Annotated in this window: 13 protein-coding genes; 3 read left to right on the forward strand and 10 right to left on the reverse strand. The window is 67.2% G+C overall.

Annotated features, from left to right (window positions below; all coding sequences use genetic code 11):
* Positions 1-7: 7 nt before the first annotated feature.
* The 5 genes from AC56KW_RS20780 to AC56KW_RS20800 form a co-directional block, all read right to left on the reverse strand.
* Positions 8-217: a hypothetical protein gene (locus AC56KW_RS20780; protein ID WP_497172575.1), complete on the reverse strand. Its 210-nt coding sequence runs from the start codon at positions 215-217 to the stop codon at positions 8-10.
* A 63-nt stretch (positions 218-280) separates the two neighbouring features.
* A complete protein-coding gene (locus AC56KW_RS20785) occupies positions 281-1,645 on the reverse strand; it encodes an ATP-binding protein (protein WP_497172576.1) in 1,365 nt (454 codons plus the stop codon).
* Positions 1,635-2,300: a response regulator gene (locus AC56KW_RS20790; RefSeq protein ID WP_497172577.1), complete on the reverse strand. Its 666-nt coding sequence runs from the start codon at positions 2,298-2,300 to the stop codon at positions 1,635-1,637. The genes AC56KW_RS20785 and AC56KW_RS20790 overlap by 11 nt, the downstream gene beginning before the upstream one ends.
* A gap of 96 nt (positions 2,301-2,396) precedes the next feature.
* Positions 2,397-2,606: a hypervirulence associated TUDOR domain-containing protein gene (locus tag AC56KW_RS20795; protein WP_497172578.1), complete on the reverse strand. Its 210-nt coding sequence runs from the start codon at positions 2,604-2,606 to the stop codon at positions 2,397-2,399.
* 66 nt (positions 2,607-2,672) lie between these two features.
* The gene (locus AC56KW_RS20800) at positions 2,673-3,608 is read right to left on the reverse strand and encodes a porin (protein WP_497172579.1); all 936 of its coding nucleotides are present in this window, start codon (positions 3,606-3,608) and stop codon (positions 2,673-2,675) included.
* A gap of 162 nt (positions 3,609-3,770) precedes the next feature.
* Between AC56KW_RS20800 and AC56KW_RS20805 the strand changes: the two genes are divergently transcribed.
* On the forward strand, positions 3,771-5,015 hold the full coding sequence (locus tag AC56KW_RS20805; protein ID WP_497172580.1) for a DUF819 family protein: 1,245 nt from the start codon (positions 3,771-3,773) through the stop codon (positions 5,013-5,015).
* Between the two features lie 51 nt (positions 5,016-5,066).
* Here the strand turns inward: AC56KW_RS20805 and AC56KW_RS20810 are convergent, their stop codons facing one another.
* Positions 5,067-6,584 (reverse strand): BCCT family transporter, encoded by a 1,518-nt coding sequence (locus tag AC56KW_RS20810; RefSeq protein ID WP_497172581.1) that lies wholly within the window; start codon positions 6,582-6,584, stop codon positions 5,067-5,069.
* 601 nt (positions 6,585-7,185) lie between these two features.
* On the opposite strand from AC56KW_RS20810, the gene AC56KW_RS20815 reads away from it, so the two are divergent.
* The gene (locus AC56KW_RS20815) at positions 7,186-8,148 is read left to right on the forward strand and encodes a helix-turn-helix domain-containing protein (protein ID WP_497172582.1); all 963 of its coding nucleotides are present in this window, start codon (positions 7,186-7,188) and stop codon (positions 8,146-8,148) included.
* On the opposite strand, the gene AC56KW_RS20820 is transcribed toward AC56KW_RS20815, so the two are convergent.
* Genes AC56KW_RS20820 through AC56KW_RS20830 form a run of 3 tightly spaced genes read right to left on the reverse strand, consistent with a single transcriptional unit; the run spans position 8,145 to position 14,571 of the window.
* Complete coding sequence (locus tag AC56KW_RS20820) at positions 8,145-9,464, reverse strand: MFS transporter (protein ID WP_497172583.1); 1,320 nt, start codon at positions 9,462-9,464, stop codon at positions 8,145-8,147. The genes AC56KW_RS20815 and AC56KW_RS20820 overlap by 4 nt on opposite strands.
* Positions 9,461-11,881 carry a family 20 glycosylhydrolase gene (locus tag AC56KW_RS20825; RefSeq protein ID WP_497172584.1) on the reverse strand — a complete coding sequence of 807 codons (2,421 nt, stop codon included), beginning with the start codon at positions 11,879-11,881 and terminating at the stop codon, positions 9,461-9,463. The genes AC56KW_RS20820 and AC56KW_RS20825 overlap by 4 nt, the downstream gene beginning before the upstream one ends.
* Before the next feature lie 50 nt (positions 11,882-11,931).
* Positions 11,932-14,571: a TonB-dependent receptor gene (locus tag AC56KW_RS20830; protein WP_497172585.1), complete on the reverse strand. Its 2,640-nt coding sequence runs from the start codon at positions 14,569-14,571 to the stop codon at positions 11,932-11,934.
* 470 nt (positions 14,572-15,041) lie between these two features.
* Here AC56KW_RS20830 and AC56KW_RS20835 point away from each other — a divergent pair, with 470 nt between their 5' ends.
* Positions 15,042-16,625, forward strand: a complete 1,584-nt coding sequence (locus AC56KW_RS20835; RefSeq protein ID WP_497172586.1) for an FAD-dependent oxidoreductase — start codon at positions 15,042-15,044, stop codon at positions 16,623-16,625.
* A 101-nt stretch (positions 16,626-16,726) separates the two neighbouring features.
* On the opposite strand, the gene AC56KW_RS20840 is transcribed toward AC56KW_RS20835, so the two are convergent.
* Positions 16,727-17,398 carry a hypothetical protein gene (locus AC56KW_RS20840; protein WP_497172587.1) on the reverse strand — a complete coding sequence of 224 codons (672 nt, stop codon included), beginning with the start codon at positions 17,396-17,398 and terminating at the stop codon, positions 16,727-16,729.
* Positions 17,399-17,440: the final 42 nt, after the last annotated feature.

Here is a 17,440-nt window from a genome sequence, read left to right on the forward strand (position 1 = left end):
AGCTGGCTCAGGATGCGTCGTCCCGGCGATCCTCTTCATGCATCAACAGTCCGACAAGTTTCTTCTTCTTTTTCACGACGACGGCTTGCTCCTGCGCCGGCTTGGTGGCTGGTGGCGGGGCGACGGGCAAGGGAAAGCCCAGGAAAGCCATCACGAAAAAGATCGGCAGAAGAAAGTAAAACAGGGGCCGCTTCCAGTTCAGTTTCTGTTTTAGCATGTCCCAGCACATCGGGCCGAATCGAGGCAATACAAGAGCCAACTATTACCCAAAACACATGAACTACGCGGCAGGCAGATCCAGCGCCACCCCCAGGCCACGGCCATCGATCCCGGGACCGAACGTGAGTTCGATGCCGTGCAGGTCGGCGATGCGCTGGACGATCGACAAGCCGAGCCCGCTGCCCTGCTGCCCCTGCCCCAGCACACGGAAGAAGCGCTCGGTCAGGCGCTGGCGGCTGTCGGCGTCGACGCCGGGGCCGTCGTCGCGCACCGCGATGCGCGGGCGGCCGGCGTGTTGCGCGGCGTCGATCTCGATCCGGCTGCCGCCAGGGCAGTAGCGCAGCGCATTGTCGACCAGGTTGCGCAGCACGATCTCCAGCATCTGCGGATCGGCCTGCACCTCTGGGACGTCGCAGCGCAGCGCCAGCGCGATGCCGCGCCCGGCCGCTTCCTGCGCATGCAGGCCCACGACGCGTTCGAGCAGCAGCGGCAGCAGGACCGGCTGGCGCACCAGCTCCTCGCGCGCCAGCGGATCCAGGCGCGCCAGCGTCAGGAGGCTGTCGACCAGCGCCGTCAGGCGCGCGATGTCCTGGCGCAGCTTGTGAAATGGTGCGGCCAGTTCCGGATGCTGGCGCTGCAGCAGTTGCACATGCATATGCAGGCCGGCCAGCGGCGTGCGCAGCTCGTGGGCGGCGTCGGCCGTGAAGCGGCGCTCGGCCTGCAGGGCCGCCTCCAGCCGTCCCAGCACGCCGTTCAATGCCTGCACGATCGGCAGCACTTCGCGCGCCTGGCCCGCGGTCGCGACCCGGGTCAGGTCGTCCGGCGTCTTGGCCGCGATGCTGGACGCGGTCTGGCGCAAGGGCCTCAACACGCGGCCCGTCAAGACCCAGCACACCAGCGCCAGCAACAGCAGGAAGCCCAGCACGGGCAACCACAGCGAATCGGCCAGTTCTTCCAGGATGTCATACCGCTTGTCCACTTGCTGGCCGACCTGCACCTCGAAGTTGCGGGTCTTGTCGCGCACCACGAACACGCGCCAGCGCTCGCCGCCCGCCAGCGCTTCGGCGAAGCCGTGGTCGTCGTCGAAGCTGGACACATAGGGTCGCAGCGGCGCGTCGCCGGTACGCTGGATCACGCGTCCGTCGACCACTATCTGGTATTGCATGTCGACCTTGCGGCCATGCGCGCCGCTCGCTCCCGCCTGCGGCAGCAGGCCGCGTTCGTTCCAGTCGGTCGTCGCCGCCATGATCATGTAGCCCGACTCTTCCAGCGCGTCGTCGAACACCTCGTTGGTTTCCTGCCAGGCGATCACGGTGACGATACCCAGGCTCGCCAGCCACAGCACGGTGCTGGCGGCGACGATCACGGCCAGCAGGCGTCGGCGCAGCGACCACGGCGCGCCCTTGTCCCGCGCCTTATTCGCCATCGTTCTTCAGCCGGTAGCCCAGGCCGCGCACGGTGACGATGGCCTCGCCCCCGAATTTCTTGCGCAGGTTGTGGATGTAGACCTCGATCGCATTGCTCTCGACCTCGTCGCCCCAGCCATACAGGGTTTCCTCGATCTGGGCCCGGGTCACGATGCTGTTTTTCCTCAGCAGCAGGGCATACAGCACGTTGTATTCGCGTGCGGTCAACGCGACCGGCTGGCCTTCCAGGCTCGCCTGCTTGGTGTCGAGGTTGAGCGCAATGCCGGCGTGGCGCAATTCATTGCCGGCCTGGTTGGCGCCGCGCCGCACGGCGGCCCGGATGCGGGCCGACATTTCCTCGAGCTCGAAGGGCTTGACCAGGTAGTCGTCGGCGCCCAGGTCCAGGCCCTCGACCCGGTCGGCCAAGGCATTGAAGGCGGTGATCAGGATGACCGGCACGCCATTGCCGGCCTTGCGCAACTGCGCCAGCAGCGCGTCGCCCGTCAGGCCGGGCAGGCCGCGGTCGAGCAGCACGCAGTCGTAGTGATGGGCCTTGAGGGCGGTGTCGGCCGAGTCGCCGCGCTGGACCCAGTCCACCGCGTGCTGGTCCAGGCGCAGCCAGGCCTGGATGGTTTCGCCAAGGGAGATATCGTCTTCGACCAACAGGATGCGCATGCGGGATTTTCGGCAACGAGGAAACGCCAGTATGGCGTAAACTGCTCGCCGCCGAGCATGCCGCGCGAAGGTGAAGCGAATCTTAAGCCTGGGCCATCACTTTTTCTTGAGCGATCCCGGCTTGTGCGCCGCCTCGGCCCCGGTCTTGGCGCTGGCCACCAGGTATTCCGGGTTGTCCTTCGACGCCGCCACATGGTGGCCCTTGATCTCGGTCGGTGCGGTCAGCTTCTTCTTGACCTTGCCCGTGACCGCGCCTTGCGACGACTTCCATTCCACCTTGTCGCCTGTCTTGAACGTCGTTGTCATGATCGACTCCTCTGCGCTGGATGAAGCGCCGATTCCATCATACTTCGGGCCGCCGGCGCGCCCGTCTCAGAACGTGTGCATGATCCCGACCGCCGCGCCATTGGCGTCGGTGCCGGCGCGCTCGCGGTAGACGTCCGCATAAAGGCCGGTGCGCGGCGACAGGTGATGGATCGCGCCCAGGCCCAGCTTGTCGTGGCCGAGCAGGAAGTTGCGGCCATAGCCGGCGCGCCAGGTAAGGGCGCCGACCCGGTAGTTGGCCGCGACCATCGCGACCTTCTCGGTGGCGCCGGTGCGCGGCAGGTGGCGCGCGGTGGACGCCATCAGGCGCAGCTTGCCGGTTTCCCAGGACAGCGAGACGACGCCGATGCGGTCGTCGTTCGAATTGCGCTCGAGCGCGAGGTGCCCCAGTATGCCTCCCTTCGCATAGTTGAACGATACCCCGGCCGGACGGCGCACATCGAGCGGGTCGCGCTCGGCCTCGGCCGCCGCATGCACATGCCAGCCCCCGACCGTCGGGCTGGTGTAGAACACGGCATTCTCGAAGCGCGAGAAGTTCGCATAGCCGTTCTCGAGGTCGCGCACGCCGTCGCTGGTATAGCTGCCGGTCTGGTAGGCAAACATCGAGGCGTTCTCGCCGCTGTTAATCCACGGGTCGTATTTCCAGATCTCCCACCACAGCGGCGTCATCGCGCGTCCCAGGCGTACGCTGCCCAGCTCCTTGCTGCGCAGGCCCACCGTGGTTTCGCCCTGCATCAGGTTGTTGGGCCGCTCCTGGCTGCCGTCATCGAGGTTGAAGCGCATCTCGGCGACGAACGTCGCTTCCAGGCCGCCGTCCAGGCGCTCGCTGCCCCGCCAGCCCAGCCAGTTGTTGAATCCCCGCCCGACCTGCAAAGGATCGCCGGCGCGCTTCTTGAGCCCGATGTCGAGGCTGCCGTACATCTGCACCTGGCTTTGCGCCAGCGCGGGCGCCGTGCCGAATGCCGTGCAGGCAAGTCCTGCCAAAAAATATTTGTGATAACGATGTGTTGTAGCCAATGCCAAACCGACCCTCCTGGTTGCTACGGCGCTTGCCGTAAGTACATGATTTTTATAAATTGATAGGTAGAATTGCCGCGTCCAGCCGTGGCGGCGGGACGCTTGATCCACCTTCTACCTGGACCCACGATGCAATCTGTCTCTCCGCTAGTCACCAACGATGCCGTCGTGCTCGGCATGCTGGCCGTCATCCTCGGCGCTGTATTCTGGACCTCTTCCCGCAAATCGGGCGCCTGGAGCAGGTTCTATACCTATGTGCCGGCCCTGCTGCTGTGCTACCTGCTCCCGGCGCTGCTCAACACTGCCGGCATCATCGATGGCAACGCCTCCTCCCTGTACCCGGTGGCGCGCGACTACCTGCTGCCGACAGCGCTGGTGCTGCTGTGCGTGGCGATCGATTTCGGCGCCGTGCTGCGTCTCGGTCCCAAGGCCATCATCATGTTCCTGACCGGCACCCTGGGCGTCATGCTGGGCGCCATCGTGTCGTTCACCGCGATGGGCTTCATCCACCCCGAGACCGTGGCCGGCGAGACCTGGCGCGGCATGACCACGGTGGCCGGTTCCTGGATCGGCGGCGGCGCCAACCAGGCGGCGATGAAGGAAGTGTTCGAGGTCGACGCCACCCTGTTCGGCCAGTTCGTCGCGGTCGACGTCCTGGTCGCCAATGTCTGGATGGCGGTGCTGCTGTTCCTGGCCAGCCGCGCCCAGGCCTTCGACCGCTGGACCGGCGCCGACCTCTCGGCCATCAATGCGCTCAAGGAAAAGATCGAGCATTACCAGGCCGAGCATGCGCGCATCCCGTCCCTGACCGACGTGATGGTGGTGCTGGCCGTGGGTCTCGGCGCCACCGGCCTGTCGCATGCGCTGACCGGGCCCACCGTCGCCTGGATCGCCAGCCTGCCGGCCGAATGGCGCCTGCAGGACTACAGCCTGACCTCGAACTTCTTCTGGATCGTGGTGTATGCGACCACCTTCGGCCTGCTGCTGAGCTTTACGCGGGCGCGCAGCCTGGAAGGCGCCGGCGCCTCGACCATCGGCTCGGCCATGCTGTACGTGCTGGTGGCGACCATCGGCATGCACATGGACCTGAACGCCCTGCTCGACCGGCCATGGCTGTTCCTGCTGGGCCTGATCTGGATCGCGGTGCATGGCGGCCTGATGCTGCTGGTGGCCAAGCTGATCCGGGCGCCGCTGTTCTTCATGGCGGTCGGCTCGCAGGCCAATATCGGCGGCGCGGCCTCGGCGCCGGTGATCGCCACCGCCTTCCATCCGGCGCTGGCCCCGGTCGGGGTGCTGCTGGCAGTGCTCGGCTATGCGCTCGGCACCTACGGCGCCTACATTACCGGCCTGCTGCTGCGCGCGATGGCCACGTAATACCGGCCGCGCGAGTTCGCACGCGCCCTGCCCGGGGCGCGTTGTGTTCTCCTATTTCTCGACCATCTGGCGCACGCGGCGGCGCAACTCGCGCTCGCGCTTGTCTTGCGCCGTCCAGTCTTCGCATACGCCGCGATACAGCGACACCAGCATCAGGATGATCACCAGCGAGAACGGCACCGCAAACACGATCGTCGCCGTCTGCAGCGCCTTCAGTCCCCCGGCCAGCAGCAGGCTGATCGCGATACCGGCGATCAGGCCGCCCCACATCAGCTTGGTCCTGGTGGACGGATTCGGATTGCCGCCGCTGCTCATCATGCCCAGCACCAGCACCGCCGAGTCGCCCGAGGTGACGAAGAACACCACCACCAGGACCGTGGCCACGGCCGACATGATCATGCCGAACGGCAGCGCGTCGAACATGGCGAACAGCGCGGTGGCGGTGTCGGCGCGCACGGCGTCGGCGATCGGGATCTGCTGCCAGATCTGCATGTGCAGCGCGGTGCCGCCGAAGATCGAGAACCAGATGAACGCGGCCAGGGTGGGCGCCAGCATGGTGCCGAGGATGAATTCGCGGATCGTGCGTCCGCGCGAGACGCGCGCGATGAACAGGCCGACGAACGGCGACCATGAGATCCACCAGGCCCAATAGAAGATGGTCCAGCTGCCGACCCAGGTACTGTCGCGGAACGGCGTCGCACGCAGGCTCATGCGCACGAATTCGGTCACATAGCTGCCCAGGGTGCTGGTGAGGGTATCGATGATCGCCACGGTCGGGCCGATGAGGAAGACTGCCAGCGCCAGCAGGCCGGCCGTGATCATATTGGTGTTCGACAGCAGCTTGACGCCGCGCTCCACCCCGCTGACCGCCGAGGTCAGGAACAGGACGGTGGCGACCAGGATGATGGCGATCTGCGCGACCTCGCTCACTTCCAGGCCGAACACGGTGTTCAGGCCGTTGTTGATCTGCAGGGCGCCCACGCCCAGCGACGCGGCCACGCCGAAGGCCGTGGCCACCACCGCCAGTCCGTTGAATAATCCCCCCATGCGCTTGACGATGGGCCAGGGCAGCGCGCTGGTCGCTGTGCTGACCAGCGCATCGCCGCCGCGCCGGTACTGGAAGAAGGCGATCGCCAGCGCGACCGCGCTGTACACCGCCCATGGATGGATGCCCCAATGGAAGAAGGTATAGCGCATCGCCACGCCGGCCGCCTCCGGGGTGGCCGACACGGTGCCGGGCGGTGCATCGATGTAGTGCGAGATCGGCTCGGCGACGCCAAAGAACACCAGGCCGATGCCCATGCCGGCGGCGAACAGCATCGAGAACCAGCTGCCAAGCGAGAAATCGGGTTCGTCGTCGTCGTCGCCGAGCTTGAGGTTGCCATAGCGGCTGAACGCCAGGAAAGCGACGAAGACCACCATGCCCAGCACGACCCACAGGTAGAACCAGCCGAAGTTGCGAGTGATCGAGGCGAGCACGGTATCAAAGACCGCGCCCATGTTGTCGGGGGCGATGACGCCCCACAAAACGATGACAAGGATGAAACCCGCCGAGAGTGCTGTCTGCATATCTTCTCCGTAGACACTAACGCGCGTCTGCGTTTCTTATAGTTCAAGGTAATTCATCATTGTAAGTGATTTATTACATAATTGCAGCGCAGCAGGTTTTCTGGTGTAGCAAAATGATCTTAACCCTTTCGTAAGAAATCGCAGTTTCAATAGACAGGGCCGCTACCGGTCATCACGCGCGCGATCCGCGCCAGCGGCGACGCCGGCGCCGACGCGGCCGGCGCGCCCCTGCTCGAGATCGGCGCCGGCGACGGCAACGACAGCCTCTGTTTTCGAACCACAAGGCGCCGCGCCAGGTCATGGTGACTGGCGGCGCCGGCGGTGACGCACTAGATCTGCTCTCGTTCTTCGCCCCGACCAATTCTGGGTCGACGTGCTCGATGCGAAGCGCGCCGACCTGGCCAACCGTACCGGCCGCGTTCAGCGACAGCGCCGAGAACGTGGAGGCGGTGGCGCCGCCGATCGGCCAGGGCGTCGCCTACCAGCCGTACGGGAGCTGACGGACGGCGCCGAGCCCGCACTGTTGTCGGGGATACACAGTGTTCGCCACGGCAGGGCGTTTGGCCGCATAATTCATTCAGTCTTGTCATGACATTACGCGATGTCCGCTCCCGCCCTGTCCGCCGAATCCATCACACCACGCGCGCGCGTCGCCTCGCGGGCAGTGTCGCGCGATTCGCGCCTGTACGAGGTGATGGACCTGATGCTCGATTCGGTCGGCGACCCGCTCGCCCTGGGCAGCCTGGCCGCCTCGGCCAGCTATTCGAGCTACCACTTCGACCGCATCTTCCGCGAGCTGACCGGCTTCTCGGCGGTCGAATACCAGCGCAAGCGCCGCTTGCGCCGCGCCGCCCACCTGCTGCGCCACGAGCCGGACGTGCCGGTCGGACGCATCGCCCAGGACTGCGGCTTCCCGTCCAACGCGGCCTTCTCGAAGGCCTTCCGCCAGCAGTTCGCGATGTCGGCCAAGGAGTGGCGCGACGGCGGCTGGCGCGCCTATATGGATGCCCAGGTCGGGCGCGAGAGCGACGTCAGCTTCTTCGTGGCCGAGCCGAGCAACCTGGCGGCCCTGCAGGCGCCCTACTGCCCGCCCGAACCGGGTAGCGTCGCCGCCCGCGTCACGCTGCGCACCCTGCCCGGCATCAGGCTGCGCTACCAGCGTTTCTTCGGCCAGTCCGGCGCCACGCTGTCGCTGGCCTGCCACGCCTTTATCTGCGAACGCGAGCGCGCAGGACTGGCGCGCGGCACGCCCTGGTACGGCGTGTTCGACGAGGATCCGGGCTTCACGGGCGAGCGTGAGTACTGCTACGACTTCGGCTTCGGGGCCGATGCGCCGGACGACGACCAGACCCTCGGCCTGCGCCTGCTCCCGGCCGGAACCTACGCCTGCCTCGACTTCCACGGCGAGTGGCCGCGCTTTCGCGCCATGTACGAGGACTGGCTCGAGCGCCAGGCGGTGTGGCGCCTGGACGCCACCCGCCCGCATATCCAGCAGGTCGAACGCGACGGCGACGGCGACGGCGGCTGGCGCGGCTGGCTGGCCCTGCCCGTCAAGAAGCGCTAGCCCACGGCTTCATGGGCGCGGGTCGGCTCCGCCTCCAGCCTCATGAACCGGCTCAGGACCAGCACCGGCACGCTGGCCAGCAACACCCACAGGAAGAAATCGCGGTAACCCAGCGCCTGCTGGATGTCGCCGCTGATCGTGCGGAACAGCACGAAGCCCAGCTGCATGAAGCCGGTGCCCAGCGCATAGTGGGCTGCCTGGTAGCGGCCGCTGGCCACGACCTGCATGATGAACAGGATCACGCCGACGAAGCCGAAGCCGTAGCCGAACATCTCGATTCCCAGCAGGGCCACGATGGCCGGCAGCGATTCGGGTTGCGCATGGCTCAGGTACCAGAACGCCGCATTGGGCAGGTTCATGGCCAGGATCAGGAGCGGCAGCGCGCGCTTCAAGCCCAGCCAGGCCGTGAAATAGCCGCCGGCGATGCTGCCGACCAAAAAGGCGGCGGTGCCCACGGTGCCGTAGGCCCAGCCCACTTCGGCGGTCGTCAAGCCCAGGCCACCGACCTCGCGTGCGTCGCGCAGGAACAGCGGGCCGATCGACTGGATCTGCCCTTCCCCGGCGCGAAACAGGATGATGAACAGGATCGCCATCCAGATGCCGGGCTTGGCGAAGAAGGTCTTGATCACGTCGACGAGCAGGTCCTTGATGGCGCCCAGCGTGCGCGCCGCGCCGCCCGCCTTGGGCGTGGCCGGCAGGGCGCGCACGTGGTATAGCCCGAGCAGCGCCATCAGGCCGCCGAGCAGCAGGAACACCGTGGTCCAGGCGGCCTCGATGCCGACGTGCTGTTCGAGCGCGCCGGCCAGGATCAGCAGGCCGCCCAGCGAGATGAACTTGGCCGCATTGAAGAAGGCGCCCTGCCAGCCCGCATAGGCGGCCTGCTCGCGCGCATCGAGGCTGGCGATATAGATGCCGTCGGCGACGATGTCGTGGGTGCTGGAGGCCAGCGAGACGATCGCCAGCAGCGCGACGCACAGCGCGAACACGGCGGCGAACGTCAGCGGCAGTTGCAGCGCCAGCGCCACCAGCGCCAGGCAGGCGCCGCCGATCAGCTGGCAGGCCACCACCGCCAGGCGCCGGCTGGGGGCCAGCTCCATGAATGGGCTCCACAAGGCCTTGAAGGCCCAGGCCAGGCCCAGCAGGCCGGTCCAGCGCGCGATCTGGTCGTTCGGCACGCCCATGCTCTTGAGCATCTGGCCCGCCACCAGCGCCACCGCGTAGAACGGCAGGCCCTGGGCCAGGTATAGCGTCGGGACCCAGATCAGCGGATGGCGACGCTGGAGCTTGGCGGCAGGGGCGTCGTTCATCGCGGTCATGGCTGTTCCAGGGGTGGTTGCACATGCAGTGTGACGATGCGGCTGGCGCGGCCCCGGGTATCGAGGCTGGCCAGCTTGACGGTGCGGCTGCCATTCAGCGCCACCGGCGCCGTATGGCGCGGACTGTGTGCGCCGGGCTCGCTGCCATCCAGAGTGTAATGCACGGCCAGTCCCGGCAGGGCGATATTCGCATGCAGCCAGCCATCCACCACCACCGCACCAGGTGGCGGCAGGCGGTAGTGCCAGGGCTGCGGCAGGCGATCCAGGCGCGGCAGTTCGCGCTGGCCGAGACGATTGGCGAATTCGTTCCAGTCGGCTGCCAGGTCGGAGGGATGCTTCCAGCCAGGATCGGCGCTCCAGGCCCGTTCGGCCAGGCCGATCAGGCGCGGCAACGCCAGGTATTCGACCCGCTCGCGCGAACGCGCATTCTCGCCCCACAACTGTCCCTGCAGGCCCTGGATGCGTTGGCGGCCCGCGGCAGCGAGCGTCGCCAGCGCCGCCACGGCTTCGGGCGCCGGCGCACGACCCATCGCGTCGTGCGCCGGCAGCAGTGGCGCGCCAAGGGGAACCATGCCGAAGGGTTCGCGCGTATCGACGAAACCGGCCCAGTAATAACCCGGTTCCTGCGGATGCTTGGCGTAGGCGAAATCGAAGTACAGGCTGGCGGCGTTGGACAGCACCACCGCGTAGCCGGCGTTGGCCAGGCGGTTGGCGCAGTCTTCCTGGCCTGAGCCCCAGCCGTTGTTCCAGACATAGACGTCTTCGCCCTGGCCCGCGCTGTCCGGGCTCGAGGTCAGCGCGGTCTCTTCCCAGCCGCTGAACGCGACACCGTGGCGCGCCAGGAGCGCGCGGCAGCGCGCCTGGAAGTCGTCGCGCAGCTGGCGCGCCTCGACCCACCCGTGCTCGCGCATGCTCCCCCGGCAGGCGGGCGAGCCGAGCCAGGCGCCGGGCGGCACTTCGTCGCCACCCGTATGCAGCACGCGCAGGGGCACGCCGGCGGCGCGGTACAGCGCCGCGACCTCCGCCACCACGGTGTCGATGAAGCGCTCGACCGAAGGAAGTGCGATGCACATCACGTTGTCGTGCCACAGCTGCACCGATTCGTAGACCGAGGCGTCATCCGGATCGCTCAGGAGATATTCCTCGGCGCCGGCAAGGTCGCCCGCCGCGGACAGGCGCGCATGGCGCACCCGCATCGCCTCGACCGCCGCGCGCGCGTGGCCCGGCATATTGAATTCGGGGATCACCTCGATGTGCAGGCGCTGCGCATGGCGCAGGATGGTCACGAATTCGTCGGCCGTATAAAAGCCGCTGCCGGCGGACGAACGGGTATCGGCCCCGGAGCCGAACGACGGCGGCAGGCAGGGCGGCGCGCCTGGCGCGGACACGCCGCGCCGGGCCCCGACTTCGGTCAGCTCGGGCAGCGCGGCGATCGCGAGGCGCCAGCCCTCGTCGTCGGTCAGGTGGAAATGGAAGCGGTTGAGCTTGTACAGCGCCATGCAGTCGAGCAGGCGCAGCACGGTGTCGACGCTGGAAAAGTGGCGCGCCACGTCGAGCATCATGCCGCGGTAGGCGAAGCGCGGCGTGTCCGCTACCCGTCCACACGCCAGCATGCCATCCGGCGTCAGCAGCTGGGCCAGGCTTTGCAGGCCGTTGAATACGCCATGCGCGCCGGCGCCGCGCACCGTCACCCGCTCGGGCGCGATCTCCAGCACATACGCTTCGATCTCCATCCCGGGATCGATCTCGAGCACGACGCGGGCGCCGCCCTCGCCTTCCGGCAGCGTCGCCAGCAGCGCGTGCAGGAAGGCCGCTTCGTTCTCGAGTCCTGCGCTGCTGTCGACCGGCGTGGACTGCCAGAGCTGGCCGCCGCGCCCATCGAAACGCGCCATGCGCGGGCGCGGCGTGATGCGGCCGACCGCGTCGTCATCCAGCAGCGACAGCGCCGCATCCTGTTGGTAACGCCAGGCCGCATCGGCCGTCGGCAGCAGGTCGCCGCGCATGCGGTGGCGCTGTTCCGGCCGCACGAAGGGCGCGATGTCCGGGTCGCCCAGGTCGAACGCATGCCCGGCCGCGTCCAGCAAATAAAAGCCCAGCGGCGCATCGGTGACGCTGATCGCCCAGTGCAGGGAGTCGTAGACGATCTCGTATTCCTTGCCGGGCTGCCAGGCGCCGCCGCCGGGCCGCTCCAGGCTGAACAGGTCGCCGTTCAGGTGCGTGGCGCGAAAACCCCCGCCCACCGTCTCGGGCAGGATCTTGCGGCAGGTATTGAAGCACAGGGTCCAGCCGGGGGCGATCGCGGCCTGGCCGTCGTTGCGCAGCGTGAGCCGCGCCGTGAACGCGTCGTCGCGCGTGAAGTTGGAGAGGCATTCCCAGGCGATCGCGATCGCCGGGCCGTCTTTGGGTCGGTCCGTCATGGGTGTGATTCCAGATTCGGGGAGGCCGCCGTGGCCGCCTCCCCGTTCGATTACAGCTTGCCGCGCAGGCCGAGATAGAAGGTACGGCCGTTCGAGTAGAAGGCGCGCGGCCGGTCCTCGTTTTCGGCGTACATCTTGATGGTTTCGTTGGTGAGGTTCAGCGCATCGAAGGTCAGGGTCAGCTTGTCGGTCAGCTTGACGTTGACCGACGCCGCCAGCGACGGCATGTCGTCCACGTGCTGGCTGGCGCCGCGGTCCACGCCGGCCTTGTACTTCGAACGCCAGTTGTAGGCCAGGCGCGCCGAGAAGCGCTCGTTCTCGAAGTAGCCGGTCACGTTATAGGTGTTCTTCGAGGAGTTGAGCAGCTCGCCGCCATCGTCCAGCTCACCGTCGGCATAGGTGTAGTTGACCAGCATGCCGAAGTTGTCCAGGAACGGCTGCTGCCAGCTCAGTTCCACGCCCCTGTTCTTGCCGCTGGTGTTGTAGGGCGACGTGATCTGGTACTCGGTGAAGGTCTCGCGCTTGTTGTTGTAGTAGCTGCCGGTCGAGGTGCCCTGGGCCACGATCGAGCGCAGGTCCATGTAGAACAGGCCGGCCGACAACAGCGCCTTCGGCGCGTAGTACCACTCGGCGCCGAGGTCGAAATTGGTCGAGCGCACCGGGTCGAGATTGACGTTGCCGCCGCTGCCGCTCAGGGCGTCATCGTTGAGCGAGACCGAGCCGCCCAGCGCGCTGTAGTCGGGCCGCGCGATGGTCTTGGCCAGCGCGGTGCGGATGGTCAGGTCGGGCGTCACGTTGTACTTGAAGTTTGCGCTCGGCAGGTAGTCGCGGTAGGTGCGCTTGAACGTGGTCGGGGTGTAGGGCCCGAAGGCAGAACCCGTGACCGGCGTCGGGCCGCCCGGCAGGTTGACGGTCGTGGTCTGGCGCGTCTCGATCGCGCGCAGCCCGATATTGCCGCTCCAGCCGTCGCCGCCAAAGTCGACCATGCCGTACAGCGCCGCCGTCTTCTCGGCCACCTGGAACTCGTTCATCCAGTTATGGCGCAGAACGTAGTCGAGCAGGCGGTTGCCGGGGATCGCGCCCCAGGCGCCGAGCGCCGCGCCGTCGTACTTGAAGTAAGGGATCCCGCTGTAGCCGCCGATGTCGCTGCCGAAGTCGCCCGGGTACATCTGGCCGTTCCAGGCCGGCTGCGGATTGGTGAAGCCGACCGGCCCGGGACGGGTTTCCAACGGGTGCTCGGCGGTGCGCTGGTGGTCGGTCCAGCGCGCGCCGAAGCGCAGCGCCTGGAAGGTCGGGTTGTCGAGGCGCAGTTCGCCGTCGAGCTGGGCGTATTCTTCCTTGTCGACCGACTGCGATTCGCCGCCGCCGGCCCAGGCCGTCGAGCCGGGTACGGCGGTATTGCCGCCGGGGTAGCCGACCGATGCCGGAGAGAGGCCATTCAACGCATACACCATGCCCCCGTCGACGTTGTTCTGGTAATACACGTCATCCCGGTCCCAACCCACGCCGTGGGTCTTGCCGACCTTGCCCGACAGGCTCAGGCGCTCGCTCACGCGCCATCTTCCGTTGAAGTCGAGATACCAGGATTCGCCGCCCGCATCCGGGCGGTAGATGTTGTCGACCTCGCCCGCATTGCGGGTAAATCCTGCTCCCACCAGGGTGCCGTTGCGCACCACGGGATTGATGGGGATCAGGCCCAGGCTGTTGATCGAGTTGGCCGGCGCCGCCAGCGAGTTGGTGTTCTGGTGCGGCGCTTCCAGTTTCGAATAGAAGCCGTTCAGGTCCAGGGTCAGGTCGCGGTTCGGACGCACCTCGATGTCGAAGGCGCCGCCTTCGCGTTTCTTGGTCTGCTCGAACAGCGCCGCGCCGATGAAGGTCGGGACGACCACGCCGGCCAGCGCCGGGTTGGCGATGGCCGCCGCACTGGTGGCGCTGATCGGGGTGTAACCCAGGATTTCCTGGCCGTCACGGCGCACGGCGGCTTTCTCGGAAAAGCCCTGGATCAGGATGCCGGCGGTATTGCTGGCGTTTTTCCAGCTCACCAGGCCCGACAGGTGCGGCTCGGTCTTGCTGGACAAATCGTTGTAATTGGCCTGCACCGACGCTTCGATCGTCAACTGCTGCCTGAAGTCGAGCGGACGGCGTGTGATGACGTTGATGGCGCCCGAGACGCCGCCCTCCACCAGGTCGGCGGTCGGGCTTTTCTGGACCACGATCGAGCCCACGAGTTCGGACGGCAGCAGCGAAAAGCTGCTGGAGCGGCCGACGTTGCCGCCGATCTGGTTCAGCACGAACCAGTCGCCGGTGCTGATCGCGTGGCCGTTGAACAGGGTCTGCTGCAGGCTGGGGCTGGTGCCGCGCAGGCTGACGCGGTCGTTCTCGCCGAAGCCGCCCTCGCCGCCCGCAGACGACTGCGTGTTCACGCCCGGCAGGCGCTGGATCGCATCGGCCACGTTTTTATCCGGCATCTTGCCGATGTCTTCGGCCGTCACGACCTCGACCACCGCGTCGGCATTGCGCTTCTGGCGCAGCGACTGCTCGAGCGCGGCGCGCACGCCGGTCACCACGACGGTCTGGGGACCGGCAATCGGCGCCTCCTGTCCTTGCGCCTGCCCCATCGACATCGCCACCCCCGCCACCGCCGCCGCGATCGCGGTGCGCTGGTACTGCCGTGCCATCAACTCGTTCATGTGCCTCTCCAAAACCAGGTTGGTTGTTCTACACCCTTGCGGTCGGACTTGCTGGACGTTCGGGCGTCTCTTGGTGTCTGTTATGAACGCATTCTGGCGGCATCGGACATGGCGGTTTTGTCAAATCTTGCTATCCAATCTGCAATTTTTCATTCGGATGACAGCTGCACGTGGCGGCCTGGCCACGCGGGCGCCCCCTGCCTGCCGGGTGGACCAGGCAGGCGCTGCAGCTCAGGTCGCGGGCAACGGGCCGCGATCGAGCCGCTCGTGATGGTCGCCGGCGATCGCCGCCAGTTCGCAAAAACGCCCCGATGCGGCCGAGGATCGTCCCGGTGAATTCGGCACACCCATGTGTCCCCGTCCATAAATGGCACGGCATGCGGGCATTGGCGCCACATCGTGCTACCTGCTTCGTGTCCACGCGTTAAACTGCTTTGACGATTGGTCCGCACTCACCGGGAGGTCCGACCATGCTTGGCGCGACGAACGGCAGCTCGACTTCAGTCTGGATGGACACCGCGACGGTGCCTGTCTTCCCTCCCCTCGTGGGTGCGCAGGAGGCGCAGGTCTGCGTGATCGGCGCCGGCATCGCCGGCCTCACCGCCGCCTATCTGCTGGCGCTGCAAGACCTGGACGTGGTCGTCATCGACGCCCTCGGCATCGGCGCGGGCGAGACGGGCCGCACCACAGCCCACTTCTTCCCGCCCGACGAGTGGTACCACGGCATCGAGCGGCGCTTCGGCCGCGCGCAGGCGAAACTGGTGGCCGGCAGCTATGCCCATGCCCTGCAGACGGTCGAGTCCATCGTGCGCCGCGAAGGCATCGCCTGCGAATTCGAACACCTCGACGGCTATCTGGTCGCGCAGCATGCAAACGATCAGCCGACGTTGGAGCGCGAATGCGAGGCCGCGGTGCGCGCCGGCGTGCAGGCCGAAATCGTCGCACGCGTGCCGGGGCTGGGTTATGACACCGGCCCCGCAGTGCGCTATCCGGGCCAGGCCCAGTTCCACCCGCTCAAATACCTCGATTGCCTGGCGCGCGCCTTCCTCCGGCGCGGCGGGCGCATCCACGGCGCGAGCCACGCCCGCCGCATCCGGGGCGACCACCGGCGCCAGGTCGTTTCGCTCGACCACGGCGAAATCCGGGCCCGGCACGTGGTGGTGGCCACGCACACGCCGTTCAACGACCGCGTGGTGATCCATACCAAGCAGGCCGGTTACCGCACCTATGTGATCGGCTTGCGCGTACCGCAGGGCATGTTGCCCCGCCTGCTGCTGTGGGACCTGGGCGATCCCTACCACTATGTGCGGCTGGCGGCCGGCAGCGACGGCGACGAGGTCTTGCTCGTCGGCGGCGCCGACCACAAGACGGGCCAGGACGGGCATCCCGGCCACCGCTACGATGAATTGGAGCGCTGGGCCCGCGAACGCTTCCCGCTGGCGCGCGAGCTTGCGTGGCGCTGGTCGGGCGAAGTGATGGAACCGAACGATGGGTTGGCCTTCCTGGGCCGCAATCCGATGGACGACGACAACGTCTACCTGATCACGGGCGACTCCGGCAACGGCATGACCCACTGCACCATCGGCGCCATGCTGGTGACCGACCTGATCATGGAACGGCCCAATCCATGGAGCGCGCTGTACGATCCGGCGAGAAAGCCCGTGCACGGGTTCGGCGAATTCGCCAGCGCGCAAGCCGATGTGGCGGCGCGCTACGGAGAATGGCTGAGCGGCGGCGAAGTCGATTCGGTGCAGGCGATCGCGCCCGGCGAAGGGGCGGTGCTGCGCGAAGGCTTGCGCAAGGTGGCGGTGTATCGCGATCACGACGGCGGACTGCATGCGCTGTCGGCCAGGTGTCCCCATCTTGGCTGCGCGGTGCACTGGAACGGCGCCGAGCAATCGTGGGATTGCCCCTGCCATGCCTCGCGCTTCGACATCGAAGGCAATGTGCTGCATGGGCCGGCGCCGGCGCCGCTGGCAACCATCGCGCTGGCGCCGGCAGATGTTTCTGCGCCACAAGAGCGGCGCGGCGCTGCGCGGCGGGGCCTGCGGTGAACGCTGCGCCACGAACGTAAAAGCGTGAACACCGGCGCGAGCCGGTGTTCGGGAAGGCGGCCGGGGATGCCGCCCTTGCTGCTTGAAGCGCTACGACTGGATCAATAGCCGCGACCGGTGGTGCCGGTAGTGCCGGTACCCGTGCCGGTGGTACCGGTCGTACCCGAGGTGCCGGTCGAGGTGCCGCTACGGTTGGTGTCATCCATGGTGCCGCTCGAACCGCTGCTGCCGGTGCCCATCGAACCACTCGCGCCGGTGCCCGTCGAACCACTTGACCCACTCGAACCACTGGTGCCGGTACCCATCGACCCGCTCGAGCCGCTGGTCGTGCCGGTAGTGCCGGTAGTGCCGGTCCGGCCCGTGGTGCCGGTGGCTCCCGAGGTGCCGGTAGTACCGGTCGTGCCGGTCGCTCCGGTCGTGCCCGAGGTACCCGTCATGCCCGACGTACCGGTGGTGCCGCTCGTGCCCGACGTGCCGCTGCTGGTGCCGGTTTTGCTGCGGCGGTCGCGGTCACGCTGGTGTTGCGGGTCGGTGCTCTGCATGCTGCCGGTCGCGCCGGTCGACGAGCTGCCGCTGGTCTGGTCGCTCATGGTGCCGCTGCGGTCACGCATGGTATTGGACTGGCCGGTAGTGCTGCCGCTGGTGCTGCCGCTGGTGCTGCCGGTTGCCGACGTGCCGGTGGTGCTGGTCTGGGCGTGCACCACAGTGGCGCCGAACATGGCGGCGGCGACCGATGCGCCGAGCATTCCTTTGAGTAGCGTATTCATTTTCATGGCGATTTCCTCAATTTCATAAAGTATCAGGGGCGGTACCCG

Source organism: Telluria sp. RT2P19 (assembly GCF_059685725.1).

Coding starts and splice junctions, on each gene's coding strand:
- AC56KW_RS20835 (WP_497172586.1), top strand. CDS start 15,042: ATGCTTGGCGCGACGAACGGCAGCTCGACTTCAGTCTGGATGGACACC.
- AC56KW_RS20825 (WP_497172584.1), bottom strand. CDS start 11,881: ATGACGGACCGACCCAAAGACGGCCCGGCGATCGCGATCGCCTGGGAA.
- AC56KW_RS20820 (WP_497172583.1), bottom strand. CDS start 9,464: ATGACCGCGATGAACGACGCCCCTGCCGCCAAGCTCCAGCGTCGCCAT.
- AC56KW_RS20795 (WP_497172578.1), bottom strand. CDS start 2,606: ATGACAACGACGTTCAAGACAGGCGACAAGGTGGAATGGAAGTCGTCG.
- AC56KW_RS20840 (WP_497172587.1), bottom strand. CDS start 17,398: ATGAAAATGAATACGCTACTCAAAGGAATGCTCGGCGCATCGGTCGCC.
- AC56KW_RS20780 (WP_497172575.1), bottom strand. CDS start 217: ATGCTAAAACAGAAACTGAACTGGAAGCGGCCCCTGTTTTACTTTCTT.
- AC56KW_RS20815 (WP_497172582.1), top strand. CDS start 7,186: ATGTCCGCTCCCGCCCTGTCCGCCGAATCCATCACACCACGCGCGCGC.
- AC56KW_RS20830 (WP_497172585.1), bottom strand. CDS start 14,571: ATGAACGAGTTGATGGCACGGCAGTACCAGCGCACCGCGATCGCGGCG.
- AC56KW_RS20790 (WP_497172577.1), bottom strand. CDS start 2,300: ATGCGCATCCTGTTGGTCGAAGACGATATCTCCCTTGGCGAAACCATC.
- AC56KW_RS20805 (WP_497172580.1), top strand. CDS start 3,771: ATGCAATCTGTCTCTCCGCTAGTCACCAACGATGCCGTCGTGCTCGGC.
- AC56KW_RS20785 (WP_497172576.1), bottom strand. CDS start 1,645: ATGGCGAATAAGGCGCGGGACAAGGGCGCGCCGTGGTCGCTGCGCCGA.
- AC56KW_RS20810 (WP_497172581.1), bottom strand. CDS start 6,584: ATGCAGACAGCACTCTCGGCGGGTTTCATCCTTGTCATCGTTTTGTGG.